We start from the raw sequence: 14055 nt of genomic DNA on the forward strand, positions 1-14055 counted from the left end.
TCCCTGGGAAAACGTTAGTTTAACTATTCTTCCATCTGGTCGCGTTGCATATGATGTCGTGCGCGTTCAAGGCGCTTTCGGCGGAACCGGAGAGATGCGCCGCTATCTCGACACCGAGATTTTCCATTTAAAAGACCGCTCTGATGACGGGATTTTAGGCCGTTCTCGGTTGTCGCGCGCTGCTGAGGTGCTTGGGAATGCCCTAGCGCTTCAGGACTATTCCGGCCAAATGTGGAAAAACGCGGCGGTGCCGTCCGGGGTGCTTTCAACGGAAGGAAAACTCGGAGCCGAAGTTTTCGAGAGGCTGAAATCCGCATTCGAGAACAGATTCACGGGAACTAAGAACGCCGGGCGCGTAATGATTCTTGAAAATGGCATGAAGTGGAACACCATTTCAATGTCGCCAGAAGACGCGGAAGTTCTAGCATCACGCAGATTTTCGGTAGAGGAAATCTGTCGATTATTTCAGGTTCCTCCGCCAATCATTCAGGATTTATCGCACGGCACATTCACGAACTCGCGTGAAGCTGGGCGTTGGTTCGCGCAATTCTCTCTGAGTCCGTGGGCCAGAAAAATTGAAGCCGAATTTTCGCGTTCTGTGTTTTCGGGCGAAACGCGGAAATCGCATCACATAGAAATAGATTTGAGCGGACTTACGCGCGGTGATACCGAAGCCCGGTGGGCGTCGCACAAAATAGCGGTTGATTCTGGCATACTCGATCCCGATGAGGTTCGGGAGTTGGAAGGGTTCAACCCACGAAAGAAAGATGCGGTAAATGTCTAAATTATTGCCGCATCTTCTTAGTGAACGAATGGCCGCCGAAGAACTAGGGCTATCTGTGGCGACCATGCGACGGATGCGCGCCCGTGGCGATATAACTTATCGCCAGATTGGCAGTAAGATAAAATACACTTTAGACGATTTGAACGGGTATATCGAAGGGGCGAAAAGATGCGGAAGGCAAGACGACCCGGACAAATCGGAAATTATTGGTTATCACAACGCCCAAACTCTGAAGCGTGGTGCGTCACTTGGTTCGACAATGCTTCCCGACAGACTCGCCGCGAATCAACTGGCGAAACAGATATTCGGGCAGCGGAATTAAAGCTGGCAGAATATGTAACGCTTAACGCGCGGATGGATAAAGAAGCTGGAAATCATGTTCCTTTGGAAACTGTGTTAGTTCGATATTACGAAAAGCACGCGAAGACGCTAAGAAGCGCTGAAGCTGCAAGATATGCTTTGCGCCGCTGGTCTGAATTTTTTCCGGGCGCATTGGTTAGTGAGATTAAAGCGGATCGCCAGCGTGCGTTCGTTGCGTCGATGAAGGCCGAAGGGCTTTCGAGTGGTTATATCCATCGCATCCTGAATGTAGGGAAAGCGGCTTTGAATCGTGCCTTGAAAGAGGGGGAGATTGAAACCGCGCCCGTGATCCTGACCGAACTCGCACCCGATAACGGGAGCCGCGACCGTGTTCTAACTGTGGCTGAGTGCGCCGCCCTGTTCCGGGCTGCGAAAGCGCCGCACCTGCGGGATTATCTCATTCTCGCTTTCGCCACGGGTGCGCGGCCTGAGGCGATTCTCGAATTAACGCGCGAACAACTCGATTTCCAGTCGGGAATCGTTCGGTTGAACCCGCCGGGGCGAGTCCAAAACAAAAAGCGCCGCCCGACTTTGCCCCTGGTTGACGCCCTTCGGGTCTTCCGGGACCGGGGCGCAGGGCCGCTGGTCGCTTACAACGGCAAACCGTGCGCCTCGATCAAGAAATCGTTCGGGATCGCCTGCCGAGAAGCGGAATTGGGGGAGGGGGTGACGCCCTACACGATTCGTCATACAGTGGCTACCGAAATGCGCCGAAGGGGCGTTTCGATGGATGAAGTCGCGTCTTGGCTTGGTCACTCCACCGGGTACAGCACGACCGAACGGTACGTAAAAATTGGCCCTGGTGCGCTGTCGGGCGCGACCAGGGCGATAAACTTGTTCTGCGCGGACCTTGGGATTGAGTTTGGCGACCTTCCCGAAAGTCCTATTTTCCACACCGCTGCGTTTGAGGAGCGTGTTAGTTAACCTGGTCTTCCTTCTCTCGGACCCAGTAAGTCCTTGAAAAGATTGGCGCACCCGACAGAATTCGAATCTGTGACCTCTGCCTTCGGAGGGCAGCGCTCTATCCAGCTGAGCTACGGGTGCATCGCGGTGAAAACCGGGCGTTGGGGCGGACCTTAGCGAAGGGGGCGGCGGAGTGCAACCCCCTTCGCGTTAGGCCTGCTTGTTAGAAAGCCACGCGCAGGCGGCCTAAGACGCGGTGATCTTTGCCGTCGCCGCCAACACTGGTATCGCCGTCGAAGCTCAGCGTGTAACGGTCGCCGAACCCAGCAGCGACCCCCGCCGAGAGGCGCAGAACGGTTTTATCTTCATCCGGGGTGCGCACACTCTGGCTCACGCCCGGCTGGCTGACGATGCGGCTGGTGATGCTGCGCGACCGATCCCCCAGCTCGTGCTCGACCACGGCAGAGGCGCGGGGAACGATCGTTGCGCTATCGACGGCAAGCTTGTAGTTGGCCTGCACCCCGGCGCGGGCGACGAAGGAGGTGAAGCGCTGCTTATCGACCTGGCGAGCCACCCCGGCAAAGCCGTTTTCGGTATAGCCGTCGAGGCTGAAAACGCTGTAGCGGAAGCCGCCCACCGGCCCGAAGGCAAAATCGCCCGCTTTGAAGACATACCCGGCTTCAATCCCCGTCGTGACCGTGCGGCCCGACGTGTCGGTGCTCAGCGAGGGCGCGCCGATAAAGCCGGTATTGCGGGTGATCTTATCGAAATCATTCACCCCGGCGGTGGCGCTGGCGTCGATGTACCAAGCGTCCGAGAAGAGCGAGGCGTAGACCGCGCCGCGGAAGCTATTCTGCTCCACCTTGCCAAGGCCACTGCCAATCTTGCCGTCGCTCATGCCATACCCAAGCGCGCCGCCGATGAGGAACTGGCTGCCGAGGCGATAATCGGCCCCGATGGTAATGGCGGTGTCGGTGTAATCCAGCGCGGCTTCGGTCGCACTGCTGTCGCGCTCGCCCCAACCGTAGTTAGCGGCAACGAAGACCGAAAAGGGCTTATCCTTATCGCCGCCTTGGGTGGTGCCGGGCAGGGCGGAGCCCGCAAGGCTCATGCCGCCCGCGCCGCCGCGCCGGGCGTATTGCCGGGCCGAAATATCGCTGCTGAAGCCGCGCGCGGTGGCTTCAGCCAAGCGTCCGGGGGCCGATTGCACGGCGGTCCCGGTCAGGTTCGCGGCCACATAGGTCGCATAAATCTGATGGACGGCCGCCGTCGGGTGAACCCCATCCCAGAAGACATATTGGGCTTGGGCTTCCGCCGACCCGCCGACGCAGGCCGCCGTTTGGATGCATTGGGCGGTGGTATTGGTCAGCCCGTATTTGGCCGGGTTGCTTTGCAGGTCGCTGAACAGCGCCGCCGTATCGATGAGATAAATATTCGCGCCAAGCCCGCGCCCGACCGATCCCATCGTCGTTGCCAGATTGGTGTTATGGTTCACCGTAATCAGATTGCCGGTGGCGCTGGCGACCGCGCCATTCGCGGAAACACTCGGCGTTGCCCCCAGCAAGGGTAGGTTCGGCACAATCACTTCCCGTGCGCCTGCGCGCACCAGCGACTGCACTTGGCCCGCAAGATTACCGATGGTGCTGGTGATCTGGTTGGAAATCGTCACCTGCGCTTGGGTTTGCGATTGGGTCGCCACGGTTGCGAGCGTGGCGAAATAATCATTCGCCCCGCCCCAAACGACGACCAGATCGCGCGCGCCGAAGCTTTTACCGGTGCTCAGAAAATTCGTCACCTGCGACTGCATGCCGACGTTCGGCAACCCGGCGTTATGGGTGGTATCGGTCAGCGCGCCGCCCACGGCGAAATTCGTGCTGGGCGTATAAACGAAGCCGAGCAGGCTTGGGAGCCGTTCGGCATAGGTCGCCCCGTTGGAAAAGCGGCCCTGGAAATAGGGCGCGGGGGGCTGGCCGGTAAGCCGGAATAAATTGCCGTTATCGCTCAGGCTATCGCCGAAAACGTAAAGCCCGCTGAAATTTTGACCGAAGGCCGGTGCCGTGAGCGCCGTGGCCGCGACTAACGCCGCGCCAATCCATGTCCGCATATTGTTTCCCCCTGATGACGCCGTCTGCGCGGCTTGTTATCGGGGGGAGTGTGAGCAACGATTGACGTTAACGCAAGCTGGTTTTCTTACCCGTCACGCTTAATCCGAATAACCCGGAATACGGCGGTCAAGCCGCTCTAGGCCTGAGGGAAGGGCGGCGGTTTGGTCGAAAACCCAGGCGGCGATATCGGCAATCACGGTGGGCGCTTGTAGGTCGCGCGTCAGCAGATGCCAGCCTTCCGGGTAATAGGCAAAGCGCCAGGGCGCGCCGTGATGGTAGCGGCTGTAGCGGGCGAGAAGCTGGCTGGTGGGCGCTTTGGGAATAATTTCATCCTTTGCCCCATAAAGAAACAGCGTGGGGATTGAATCGGTGCCGCCCCGGCTCAGCGCCGCATCCATCAAATCGACAAGGCCGTAAACCGTATCGAGGCGCGTACCCTTGAGCACCAGCGGATTGCGCCCGAGGGCGTCCAGCATCGGCTCGTTATCGGACGGGCGGATGCCAAGGCCCTGGCCCGAGGGGCTGAAACCGGGAAACAGGCTTGCGGTTAAATCAAGCGCGAAGCTGGGGAACCAACCCAAGGCTTGCCGTCCCAGCACGGCGGGGGCGGAGAGAATGATTCCGTGCACGCCGGGGAGTTGATCACGGCTGGCGGCGAGCATCGTGATCGCGCCGCCCATGCTCTCGCCCAGCACATAGAGCGGCACGCCCGGATAGCGCTGCCCCGCGAGGCGCACGACAGCTTCCAGATCATTGACGAACCCATCTTCGCCCACCCAGCGGCCCACCATCGGGGATTGCCCGAAGCCGCGCTGATCGATCCCTAAGGTTTCGATGCCCTGGCGCGCCCAATCTTCGGCAGCGTCGGCAATGAAGGTGCCGTAATCATTCATCCCGTGCAGGGCGATGATAACGGCGCGGCACGTTCCATGGGCCTTGGTGGTGCGCACCGGGAGCGTTGCTCCATCGGGCATACGGGCGGCGTGATCCGACAGTACGGGCTCGACAATGGCGGGGCCAAGCTTCATCGGTTCGGGCGGAACGCATCCCGGCAAACCGAGGGAAAGGCTACCGAACATGAGGAAACTCCTTAAATATCGGCGTATAGAAATACTGAGCTTGGGCATCAATCATGCCGCCTGGTTTCCTGTCGCGACGGGGCGGGTGAGTTGGAGGAACACGTCTTCCAAATCGGCTTCGGCGGTGCGCAGATCGGCAATAGCAAGCCCCGCCTCGGCCAGCGCCGCCAGAACGCGCGGCACAAGCCCATCGAGGCGGCGATGGCGGAACAGCAGCGTGTCGCCACTCACCGGCTGCGCGCCGAGGGCGGTCAGGGCGGGGGGCAATGGGGCCGGCAACGGCAGGGCAAGGGTAACATAAAGCTCCTTGCCGTCGAGCCGCGCCAGCAAAGCTTCCTTCGTATCGTTCGCCCGCACTTGGCCGTCGGCGATAATGGCGATGCGGTCGCACAGTTCCTCGGCTTCTTGTAGATAATGGGTGGTCAGCAGCACGGTCACGCCCTGGCGATTAAGATCGCGGACATTGGCCCAAAGCTGCTGGCGCAACTCGATATCCACGCCCGCGGTGGGCTCGTCCAAAACCAGAATGGGCGGGGAATGGACCATGGCTTTCGCCACCATCAAGCGCCGGCGCATGCCGCCCGATAGGGTGCGCGCGTAAGAATCGGCCTTATCGGTGAGGCCGACGGTCTCCAGAAGCGCTTCGGTGCGGCGGTCGGCTTTCGGGACGCCATAGAGCCCCGCCTGGAGGTCGAGCAGCGCGCGCGGCGTAAAGAAAGCATCAATGTTGAGTTCTTGCGGCACGACGCCGATGGACGCGCGCGTGCGGCGCGGGTCTTCATCGAGGTCGGTGCCCCAGATCGTGACCTGGCCCGAGGTTTTCAGCACCAGCCCCGCCATAATATTGATCAGGGTCGATTTCCCCGCGCCGTTCGGCCCGAGCAGCGCGAAGAGCGAGCCTTGGGGAATATCGAGATCGATTCCCTTCAGCGCGTGCTTCGTCGAGCCTTTGCCACGGCGACGATAGGTTTTTTCAAGGGCACGAATTGAAATAGCGGGCGGATTAGGCATGGAGCAGTCCAAAGACGAATACCCTTTAGTCATGCCCGGTTTTCAAGGTTCCGACCAGAGGGAAAGGCGGGGGTGCGGGGAATAGGTTTAGATGGGCCAGGGGCGTGCTTGGAATCAGACCACACTATTCCCACTTCCCTCTCGCGAATAAAATGAATATCAATAGCGCACATTCAGTGGATGTTGGGGGATTCTCGATGTATTTCATTTTTATGACAATGTACAAAAAATTAATAAATTGAAAATATATTAATAATTAAATGATTTTGTATCCATGCTGTGGAATTATTTTTTTTTTGAAAAATAATCCTTGAATCTCATGCTGGAGATTGCCATGCACACGACGGTTGACATGAAGAAGATCTTGGCACTGCTGACGCCGCTCAGTCTGTTGATGGCGGGCACGGCCCTAGCGCAAGCCCCCTCGGGCAAGCTCGTGCTCTATACGTCGCAGCCGCAGAAGGATGCGCAAGAAACGGTCGCGGCTTTCAATAAGGCCGTTCCCGGCGTGCAGGTGGATTTTGTCCGCGACGGCACGACCCAGCTTATGAGCAAGCTGCGCGCCGAAATCGCCGCCGGTGCCCCCCAGCCCGACCTGCTGCTGATTGCCGACGCGATGACGATGGAGCAGTTGAAGCAGGAAAACCGCCTCGCCGCCTATCGCGACGCCAAGGTTGCGGGTCTGCCGGACGGCGCTTACGACCCGGATTACACTTATTTCGGCACCAAGTTCATCACCACGGGCATTATCTACAATACCAAGGCGAAGAAGCCGGAAAGCTGGAAAGACCTGCTCGCCGCCGACGCCAAGGGGCAGGTGGTGCTTCCGAGCCCGCTCTACAGCGGGGCGGCCGCCATTCATATGGGCACGCTCGCCGGGGTGAAGGATATCGGCCTCGGCTATTTCGAATCGCTCGCCCAGAACGGCGCGGTCGCGGTGCAGGGCAATGGCCAGGTCCGCACTCAGGTGGCGGGTGGGCAGAAGCTCTATGGGATCATCGTCGATTTCATGGGGCTGAACGCCAAGAAGGACGGCTCGCCGGTCGATTTCGTCTTCCCGAAAGAAGGCGTGACGGTCGTCACCGAGCCCGTCGCCATACTGACGACGGCGAAATACCCGGCGGCGGCGAAAGCTTTCATCGATTTCGTGCTGTCGGCGGACGGGCAGCGCTTTGCCGCCTCGCAAGGCTATCTGCCGATGCGCGCCGATGTGGCCGCGCCCGAAGGCTTCCCCGCCCGCGACGGTATTAAAGTTCTGCCCGCGCCGGTGCAAATTCTGCTGAAGGAAGATCAGGCCAATAAGAAGCGCTTTGCCGACGCCTTTGGCGGATAAGCGCGGCACACCGTGCGGCCTGGGGCCGATCTTTGGCTGGGTCTGCTGACCGCTGCGATCATCGCGGCGGTCAGCCTGCTCCCTATGCTGCGCCTGCTTGCCGAATCGCTCGATCTGGCGGTCGCGGCGCAACTGACGGCGACGCCTGCCTTTTGGCGGGCGCTGACGCGCTCCTTGGTCACGAGCCTTGGCGGATCGCTGGTCGCGCTTATCGTCGGAACCGGCCTTGCGGTGGCGGTGGTCTTGACCGATATCCGCGGGCGGCGCTGGGTGGTGCTGATGGCCCTGCTGCCGTTGCTCATCCCCTCGCAGATCATCGCGCTGGCCTGGATCGAGCTGCTGTCGCCCAATAATCCGCTGTTAATTCTCTTGGGTCTCGCGCCGGAACCCGGCACGCCGAACCCGCTCTATTCGCCGGGCGGGATTATTCTGCTGCTCGGGGTGGAGCATGTGCCGCTGGTGTTTCTCGCCGCGCGCGGGGCTCTCTTGGCGGTGCCGGGCGAGTTGATTGAAGCGGCCCAGGCGGAAGGGGCGGGCGCGGGGCCGCTGTTGCGCCGCATCGTGCTGCCGCTCATTTTCCCGGCGCTGCTGGCGGGGTTGGGCCTTGCCTTCGTCTCCTGCTTGGGCAATTTCGGCATTCCGGCGCTCTTGGGCATTCCGGCGCGGTATCAGACCGTGCCGGTGTTGATCTATCAGCGCCTCTCCGGCTTCGGCCCGTCGATTCTGGCGGAAGCCGGGTTGATGGCGCTAGTGCTGGCGGTGATTTCCGGTCTCGTTATTCTCGCCGCCCGCCTTTGGATCGGATCGCAGGCCCGCGCCCTGATCGGCAGCGCGGGCCGCAGCGGCGTGCTGCATCTGCCGTTGCGGCGCTGGCGCACACCGATCTTGATACTGTTACTCGCCCTCGGGCTCTTGATGAGCGTGCTACCCTTGCTCTCACTGCTGGCAACCGCGCTCACCCGCGCCTACGGCCTGCCGCTGATGGTGGAAACGGCGACGCTGGCCCATTTCACCCGCGTACTGACCGCGCCGCAAACCCTGCGGGCGCTGCTCAACTCGCTCTGGCTCTCGGGCGCGGCGGCGGTGTTGCTGGCGGCGCTGGCGCTGCCCTTCGCGGTGGTGGAGGCGTGGAGCCCGGCGGCATGGCTGCGTCGCCTGCTCCGGGCTTTTGATCCGATCATCGAAGCCCCCTATGCCCTGCCGGGGGTGGTGTTGGGGATTGCCATAATCCTGCTGCTAATCCGCCCGCTGCCGCTGCTGAATATCTCGCTCTATGGTACGGCGACGCTGATTCTGATCGCCTATCTCGCGCGGTTTCTGCCGCTGATTTTGCGGCCCGTGCAGGCCAGCCTGCGCCAGATCGATCCGGTTTTGGACGAGGCGGGCCAGGCGCAGGGGGCGGGTTTTTTGAAACGCTTCCGGCGCATTACCCTGCCGCTGCTGCTACCCTCGGCGGTGGCGGGCGGCGTGCTGGTGTTCCTCACCGCCTTCAGCGAACTCACCGTCTCGTCGCTGCTCTGGTCGCGGGGTAATGAGACCGTCGGCATCATTATCTATTTCTTGGAAGAGGGCGGCGACGCGCCGGGGGCAGCGGCCATGTCGATGATCTGCCTTGCGGTGATTTTCACACTCGCGGGCCTGTGTACCCGTCTGCCGCTGGGCGTGCGGCGGCTTTTGCCATGGGGGGTATGATGGGAGAGTTTCGCACGCCGCCCGTTTCGGTGGAAATTGATCGGCTGACCCGGCGCATCGGTGGGGCGACGATTCTCGATAGCCTGTCGCTGCATGTGGCCCAGGGCGAGTTCATGGTGATCTTGGGCGAATCGGGCTGCGGCAAAACCACGCTCCTGCGCCTGATCGCCGGGTTCGACGCGCCCGATGGCGGCACCATTCAACTGGGCGATATGCTGGTTTCGGGCGCGGGTGAGCAGGTGCCGCCGGAGAAGCGCAACCTTGGCATCGTCTTCCAATCCTATGCCCTCTGGCCCCATATGAGTGTGGCGGAGAATGTCGGTTTCGGGCTCGATCTTGCGGGGCTTAGCCGATCCGCCCAAGGAGCCCGCATTGCACAGGCCCTCGCCCAGGTCGGCCTGTCCGGGCTCGCCGCGCGTCGCCCCGCTGATCTCTCCGGCGGGCAGCGGCAGCGGGTGGCGCTGGCGCGCTGCCTTGCCAAAGCGCCGGGGCTGGTGCTGCTCGACGAGCCCCTAGCGAACCTCGATCCCGGTTTGCGCCAGTCGGTGCGGCAAGAGTTTGTGGCGATGCGCCGGGCGCTCGGCTCCACCTTTCTCTACGTTACCCACGATCAAAGCGAGGCCCTCGCCCTGGCCGACCGAATCGCCCTGCTGAATAAAGGGCGGCTTGAGCAGTGCGGCGCGCCGCAAACCCTCTACCGCACGCCCGCGACCGCCCATGTGGCGCGGTTTATCGGCGACGGGATGCTCGTGCCCGCCGTGTTGCTGGGGCCGAAGGAGGGCGCGGGTTTTCCGGTCGAACTGGGCGGCCAGCGCCTTCGCGTGCGGGCGACGCCGGGTCAAGCGCCGGGGATCGTTACCCTCTGTTTGCGCGCGCATGATCTGGCGTTGGTTCCCGCCGGAACGCCCGAAAGCCTGACGGCGGTGGCGGGCGACGCCCTGTATCAGGGCAGCTACTGGCGCGTGTCCGTGCGCGTGCCAACGCTCTCAGACCGGCTTTTGGACGTTGAAACCCGACAGTCCCCGCCCGAGGCGGGCAGCGCCGTTGGGCTTCAGGTGCTCGATGGTTGGGTTATTCCCGCCGAAGCTTAATCCGGCAGCGGAATCCGCGCGTCGTCGCCCAGCACTTTCGGGAAACGGTCGTTCTGCCAATCGTTCTTGGCCTGCTCAATCCGCTCTTTCCGTGACGAACGAAGTTCCAGAACATGGTGCGCGGCGCATCCAGGGGCGCGCCGCCGAGCAGCATCACCCGGCTCGCGTCTTCCGCCAGAATTTGATAGTCGCGGCCCGGCGTGAGGATCGGCATTTGCCCGACCGAAAAGCGCTGGCCGTTCAGATAAATCGCGCCGTCGGCAATATAGAGCGCCCGCTCTTCGGCAAGCGTCGCCTCGGCGGTGAAGCAGGCCCCGGCCTCGAAGGTCAGATCGGCATAGAGGGTCGGTGTTTTGGTCGGCACGGGGGATTTAAGCGCGCCGATGCTCCCCGCCAGCAGTTTCAGCGTCACCCCATCGGCCTTGTGGACCGGCAGTTGATCGGCGCGGTGATGGTGGAAGGCGGGCTCGCATTCTTCTTCGGCGAGCGGCAGGGCCACCCAGGCTTGCACGGCGTGCAGCCGCTGCCCAGCCGCCTGAACCGCCTCTGTTACGCATTCAGAATGAACAATGCCGCGCCCGGCGGTCATCCAGTTCACCGCGCCCGGTTGGATCGGTTGGACGACCCCCAAACTATCCCGGTGCAAAATCTCACCTTCAAAGCAATAGGTGATCGTTTCGAGACCGATATGAGGGTGCGGGCGCACTTCCAGCGCGTGCCCCGGCGCAAAATCGACCGGGCCGATGTGATCGTAGAAGACGAACGGCCCCACCGAGCGGCGCACTGCCTGCGGCAGAATGCGGCGGACAGAAAGCCCCTCGCCAAGGTCGCGGCTCTTGCCGTCCAGCACCAGCAGGGAATCGTCTTGGCTCATCGGGGGCTCCTTTAGGCTGGGCGTTCAGCGAGATAGGCGAGACCGGCCACGGGCCCGCCCCGATTGAGGCGCGTCGTGACGGGGGTGAGGGCGATGATCCGATAGCCCAGCGCCTCCAGCAAACGCCGCAGCGCGTCGGCCCCATGCTGATAGCGCAAGCCATCGTGCAGGTGGAAGGGCGTTTCAGGATCGCCAGCGGCCTCCACGCTCGCCAGCAGCAGGCCGCCGGGGGCCAGCACGCGCGTGGCTTCCCGGTGGAAGGGTTCGAGGTCGCCGAGATAGACGAGCACGTCTGCCGCGACGATAAGATCGGCGCTCGCCGGGGGCAACTCCGCGAGGGCTGTAACGGCCTCGCCTTCAATCAGACGATCATAGAGATCGCGCGCTTTCGCCTGCACCAGCATGGCGGGCGACAGATCGATGCCCGTCAGGGTTCCGGCCAAATCGCGGAACGGAATGCCCGATAGGCCGGTACCGCAGCCGACATCGATCACGCGCAGGTTCTGCCGGTCGCTCTGCGCTCCCAGCAGCGTGCGCAGAACCTCGGGGCCGCGATACTGGAGCTTTCCGGTCAATTCGTGATCGAAACGGGCGGCATAATCATTGAATAGGTTTTTCAGATAGGGCGTAGGAAGCTGGTTTGGGCTGCCGTCCCCTGCCAGCAAGGCCAGGGCAGCGCTGGCACCGAGAGAATCGGTGGGATCGAGTGTTAGGCATTGCTGATAAGCCCGCGTGGCTGCTTCGGCATCCCCCGCGGCGCGCGCGGCTTCGCCGAGGAGGAACCAGGTTTTCAAATTGTCCGCTGCGTCTTGGGTAACGAGCGCGAGTAGGGCGACGGCCTCGCCCGCCCGGCCCGCGCTCAATAAAGCTTGGGCATAGTCGCGGCTGAGATCCGGCGCGGGCGCCTGCGCCAAGAGAGCTTCGTAGAGTGGTAGCGCGGCGACGGCTCGACCCGTGCGCACCAGGGCGAGCGCGTGATTGCGGGCAAGGCCGGTATCGTCGGAATGTTTGGTGCGCGCGGCCTCGATCAGCGGCAGCGCTTCGTCAGCCCGGCCTGCCTCGATCAAGGCGGCGGCGAGATTGCCCAGCGGACGCGGATGATCGGGCAGGCGGGCGGCGGCTTCGGTGAAGGCCGCGAGCGCGCCAGCGCTATCGCCGCGCTCCCGCCGCAGAACGCCGAGGCGCTCCCAAGCGAGTTCGTCCTCTGGGCGGGCGTCGATCAGGCTTAGGAGCAGCGGTTCGGCCTCCTCCCCACGCCCGGCCTTCATCAGAACATCCGACAGGGACCACAGCGCAGCGGGCAGGCCGGGGGCGAGGGCGAGGGCTTGGCGGAACTGTTCCTCCGCCTGCGCGCCCGCGCCGCCAAGGGCGTAGGCGCGGCCCATCGCCAAGCGCAAAGCGGGCGAATCAGGGCCATAAAGTGCGGCATTTTTTAGGGCTTGCACGGCCTTACTCGGCTGGCCCTCGCCCAAATACAGCAACCCTTGCAGATAATGCGCGCCCGCAAGCTTCGGGGTTTCACGCAAGACCATGCGGACGATATTGCGGGCGGTCGGGGCATCGCCGCGCTCCCACGCGCCAAAAGCATCGGCCAGGTTGAGCTTAATTACCACGCGCCATTCACCTTTTTCAGATAGGGCTCCAGCCGGTCCAGCGCGCCGATCAGCGTGCTATCGTCCTTGCAGAAGCAGAAGCGCACATAGGGCGTGTCGAGCCCGCCATCGTAGAAGGCCCCGACAGGAATAGCCGCAACGCCCGCTTCCAGGGTCAGGCGTTTGCAGAAATCCGTATCGCTTCCGAAATAACCGATGCTGCGGATATCGACGGTGAGGAAATAGGTTCCGGCGGAGGGCTGCACGGCAAAGCCGAGGCGCGTTAACCCCGCCGCCAGCAGGTCGCGCTTGCGCTGCATCTCGCGCCCAAGGGTGCTGAAGAAACCCTCCTCCTGCCCCAAGCCCCAGGCCACGGCGGCTTGTAGATTGGGCGGCGTCGTGAAGGTTAAAAATTGATGTACTTTAGCAATGATCGGCATTAGCGCCGGGGCGGCGGTGATATAGCCCACCTTCCAACCGGTCAGCGAGAAGGTTTTGCCCGCCGAGCCGATCCGCACCGACCGTTCGGCCATACCGGGTTCGGCCATGATTGAGCGGTGTTTCGCGCCATCAAACACAAGATGCTCATAAACCTCGTCGCAGACCGCGAGCGCATCGTGCGTGCGGCACAGCTCGGCAATCAGCTTGAGTTCGGCGGCGGAAAAAACTTTGCCGACCGGATTATGGGGGGTGTTGAACAGGACCAGCTTGGTTTTCGGCCCAAACGCGGCGCGCAATTCGGCTTCCGGCACCGCCCAATGGGGCGGCGTCAGGCGCACCAGCTTCGGCACGCCCCCCGCTAGCCGCACGATGGGCAGGTAGGAATCATACATAGGCTCGAACATCACCACCTCGTCGCCGGGCGCAATCAGCCCGAGCAGACTCGCGGCCAAGGCCTCGGTAGCCCCGGACGTGACGATCACCTGGCTCTGCCAATCGGCCTCGATCCCGAAAAAGCGCTTGCCATGCGCAGCGACGGCTTGGCGCAATTCCGGCAAACCCAGCATCGGCGGATATTGATTCGGCTTGTCGGCTAAAGCTTCTTGCGCTTTTGCAACAATCTCCGGGCTGCCATTTCCGTCTGGGAAGCCTTGGCCCAGGTTGATGGCCTGATGCTGGCGGGCAAGGCCCGACATGACCTCGAAAATCGTCGTTCCAAGGCTAGCGAAAAGGGGATTGAGCGGCTTCATCCTGCAACCTTTAGGCGCGTTTGATGCGCAAAGCGCATCGG

The 14055-nt window shown here is 62.2% G+C and carries 12 protein-coding genes and 1 tRNA gene; 6 read left to right on the forward strand and 7 right to left on the reverse strand.

What is annotated here, in order from left to right; all coding sequences use genetic code 11:
* The 3 genes from ACIQ36_RS05440 to ACIQ36_RS05450 all read left to right on the forward strand — a co-directional run.
* Positions 1–784 (forward strand): phage portal protein (locus ACIQ36_RS05440; RefSeq protein WP_395826670.1); only part of this gene is annotated, 784 nt, incomplete at its 5' end.
* A complete protein-coding gene (locus ACIQ36_RS05445; RefSeq protein ID WP_395826671.1) occupies positions 777–1106 on the forward strand; it encodes a helix-turn-helix domain-containing protein in 330 nt (109 codons plus the stop codon). The genes ACIQ36_RS05440 and ACIQ36_RS05445, both read left to right, overlap by 8 nt.
* 32 nt (positions 1107–1138) lie before the next feature.
* Positions 1139–2068: a tyrosine-type recombinase/integrase gene (locus ACIQ36_RS05450; RefSeq protein ID WP_395826673.1), complete on the forward strand. Its 930-nt coding sequence runs from the start codon at positions 1139–1141 to the stop codon at positions 2066–2068.
* 43 nt (positions 2069–2111) lie between these two features.
* Here the strand turns inward: ACIQ36_RS05450 and ACIQ36_RS05455 are convergent.
* The 4 genes from ACIQ36_RS05455 to ACIQ36_RS05470 all read right to left on the reverse strand — a co-directional run bounded on the left by ACIQ36_RS05455 (position 2112) and on the right by ACIQ36_RS05470 (position 6242).
* A tRNA-Arg gene (locus ACIQ36_RS05455) sits at positions 2112–2188 on the reverse strand.
* Between the two features lie 82 nt (positions 2189–2270).
* Entirely contained in the window at positions 2271–4151 is a 1881-nt protein-coding gene (locus ACIQ36_RS05460; RefSeq protein ID WP_395826674.1) for an autotransporter domain-containing protein, read from the reverse strand.
* A gap of 99 nt (positions 4152–4250) precedes the next feature.
* Positions 4251–5231: a lysophospholipase gene (locus ACIQ36_RS05465; RefSeq protein ID WP_395826676.1), complete on the reverse strand. Its 981-nt coding sequence runs from the start codon at positions 5229–5231 to the stop codon at positions 4251–4253.
* Positions 5232–5282: 51 nt separating this feature from the next.
* Positions 5283–6242: an ABC transporter ATP-binding protein gene (locus ACIQ36_RS05470; protein WP_395826678.1), complete on the reverse strand. Its 960-nt coding sequence runs from the start codon at positions 6240–6242 to the stop codon at positions 5283–5285.
* A gap of 334 nt (positions 6243–6576) precedes the next feature.
* Here ACIQ36_RS05470 and ACIQ36_RS05475 point away from each other — a divergent pair, with 334 nt between their 5' ends.
* The 3 genes from ACIQ36_RS05475 to ACIQ36_RS05485 are packed head-to-tail and all read left to right on the forward strand — an operon-like array spanning position 6577 to position 10358.
* A complete protein-coding gene (locus ACIQ36_RS05475; RefSeq protein ID WP_395826679.1) occupies positions 6577–7575 on the forward strand; it encodes an ABC transporter substrate-binding protein in 999 nt (332 codons plus the stop codon).
* A 12-nt stretch (positions 7576–7587) separates the two neighbouring features.
* Positions 7588–9267, forward strand: a complete 1680-nt coding sequence (locus ACIQ36_RS05480; protein ID WP_395826681.1) for an ABC transporter permease — start codon at positions 7588–7590, stop codon at positions 9265–9267.
* On the forward strand, positions 9264–10358 hold the full coding sequence (locus ACIQ36_RS05485; RefSeq protein ID WP_395826682.1) for an ABC transporter ATP-binding protein: 1095 nt from the start codon (positions 9264–9266) through the stop codon (positions 10356–10358). Before ACIQ36_RS05480 ends, ACIQ36_RS05485 begins: the two co-directional genes overlap by 4 nt.
* On the opposite strand, the gene ACIQ36_RS05490 is transcribed toward ACIQ36_RS05485, so the two are convergent.
* The 3 genes from ACIQ36_RS05490 to ACIQ36_RS05500 are packed head-to-tail and all read right to left on the reverse strand — an operon-like array spanning position 10339 to position 14014.
* Positions 10339–11232 carry a pirin family protein gene (locus ACIQ36_RS05490; RefSeq protein WP_395826684.1) on the reverse strand — a complete coding sequence of 298 codons (894 nt, stop codon included), beginning with the start codon at positions 11230–11232 and terminating at the stop codon, positions 10339–10341. The two genes, ACIQ36_RS05485 and ACIQ36_RS05490, sit on opposite strands and share 20 nt — an antisense overlap.
* Before the next feature lie 11 nt (positions 11233–11243).
* On the reverse strand, positions 11244–12845 hold the full coding sequence (locus ACIQ36_RS05495; RefSeq protein ID WP_395826685.1) for a tetratricopeptide repeat protein: 1602 nt from the start codon (positions 12843–12845) through the stop codon (positions 11244–11246).
* Positions 12839–14014: an aminotransferase gene (locus ACIQ36_RS05500; protein ID WP_395826687.1), complete on the reverse strand. Its 1176-nt coding sequence runs from the start codon at positions 14012–14014 to the stop codon at positions 12839–12841. The genes ACIQ36_RS05495 and ACIQ36_RS05500 overlap by 7 nt, the downstream gene beginning before the upstream one ends.
* Positions 14015–14055: the final 41 nt, after the last annotated feature.

The organism is Elstera sp. (assembly GCF_044372965.1).
Taxonomy (GTDB): Bacteria; Pseudomonadota; Alphaproteobacteria; order Elsterales; family Elsteraceae; genus Elstera.

What these genes read in the sequence shown, in the direction of transcription:
- ACIQ36_RS05470 (WP_395826678.1), bottom strand. Translation starts at nt 6,242, where the DNA reads ATGCCTAATCCGCCCGCTATTTCAATTCGTGCCCTTGAAAAAACCTAT.
- ACIQ36_RS05445 (WP_395826671.1), top strand. Translation starts at nt 777, where the DNA reads ATGTCTAAATTATTGCCGCATCTTCTTAGTGAACGAATGGCCGCCGAA.
- ACIQ36_RS05485 (WP_395826682.1), top strand. Translation starts at nt 9,264, where the DNA reads ATGATGGGAGAGTTTCGCACGCCGCCCGTTTCGGTGGAAATTGATCGG.
- ACIQ36_RS05490 (WP_395826684.1), bottom strand. Translation starts at nt 11,232, where the DNA reads ATGAGCCAAGACGATTCCCTGCTGGTGCTGGACGGCAAGAGCCGCGAC.
- ACIQ36_RS05500 (WP_395826687.1), bottom strand. Translation starts at nt 14,014, where the DNA reads ATGAAGCCGCTCAATCCCCTTTTCGCTAGCCTTGGAACGACGATTTTC.
- ACIQ36_RS05465 (WP_395826676.1), bottom strand. Translation starts at nt 5,231, where the DNA reads ATGTTCGGTAGCCTTTCCCTCGGTTTGCCGGGATGCGTTCCGCCCGAA.
- ACIQ36_RS05475 (WP_395826679.1), top strand. Translation starts at nt 6,577, where the DNA reads ATGCACACGACGGTTGACATGAAGAAGATCTTGGCACTGCTGACGCCG.
- ACIQ36_RS05450 (WP_395826673.1), top strand. Translation starts at nt 1,139, where the DNA reads ATGGATAAAGAAGCTGGAAATCATGTTCCTTTGGAAACTGTGTTAGTT.
- ACIQ36_RS05460 (WP_395826674.1), bottom strand. Translation starts at nt 4,151, where the DNA reads ATGCGGACATGGATTGGCGCGGCGTTAGTCGCGGCCACGGCGCTCACG.